The organism is Vibrio neptunius, from assembly GCF_000967495.1.
In the GTDB taxonomy this organism is placed as follows: Bacteria; Pseudomonadota; Gammaproteobacteria; order Enterobacterales; family Vibrionaceae; genus Vibrio; species Vibrio neptunius.
Map to the genome: position 1 here is coordinate 1 of NZ_JXXU01000170.1, position 975 is coordinate 975.

The 975-nt window shown below is 50.1% G+C and carries 1 protein-coding gene; it reads left to right on the plus strand.

The window, feature by feature from the left end; all coding sequences use genetic code 11:
- Window positions 1-975 (plus strand): hypothetical protein (locus TW84_RS24780; RefSeq protein ID WP_045978056.1); only part of this gene is annotated, 975 nt, incomplete at both ends.

Consider the following 975-nt stretch of genomic DNA (forward strand, 5'->3'; position numbering starts at 1 on the left):
AACCCTGCAAGAGATGGAAAAGTCGGCTCCTTACCCGGATACGCGTCGCCAACAAACCACCGTAGGTTACAGTATCGCGTGGTTTGTTAATAACACAGGTGCAGTACTAAAAGGATTATCACTGAGTAAAGTTCAGTCTAAATCCGAACTGATGGGGCGCACTCTTAAACAGATAAAAGCGACAAAGAGCGCTTTTGACATCGCAGATGTAATTAATGTTGAGCGCTATATTGCCCACTCGCTGATTGCTGGGGCTGCAGGGGTGCTCGCCGCGGGTCTAGAAGGCTGGCAAGTCGTAGAAGATTACTCAGCATCAAAAAGTACGTCGCAAACACTGTTGTTGGTTGCTAAAGCTGGTGCACTCGGAATACAGGCAGTGAGTTGGGGCGGTTTAGTCGTTAACTCGCTAAGAACTCGTTTAGGCCTGATATTCGTCGGTGAAGTATTACAAGGTTGGATGTTAGCACTTAACTTCTGGGGCGCGGCTTTGTATGCAGCAGTAACCATACTGCTATTGCTGACCAAACAAACCCCGCTGGAAACCTGGCTGCGCCATTCAGTATGGGGCAAAGAGCCAGACTTTAACCGCAGCGCTGTAGATGAATACCACGCCTTACTGGCTTTGCTTAACCAGCCGTCAATCCAGTTCCGCACCACTGCGCGACGTATTGATAGAGCGGAGTCAAGCCACAGCGCGACCGTCCATTTTAAACAAGAGGTGACAATCCTGCTGCCCAACGCTTATGACAATGAAGCCGTGACCCTGAGCATCGAAAGCGGCTTTCCGCCCTCGGATTATCAGAACTTTACCGCTCACACCTTATTCAGCGGCCAAGTAACACGCGATAAAAATGAGCCGACCCTGTGCCGCTATCACTTACCTTTACCTCAACCACTGCAACACCTAGTGGCGCAAGGGCAAGGGACCATCAGGCAAGAAAGACTCAACGTGTTTGTTGGTCGCCATGCCAATAA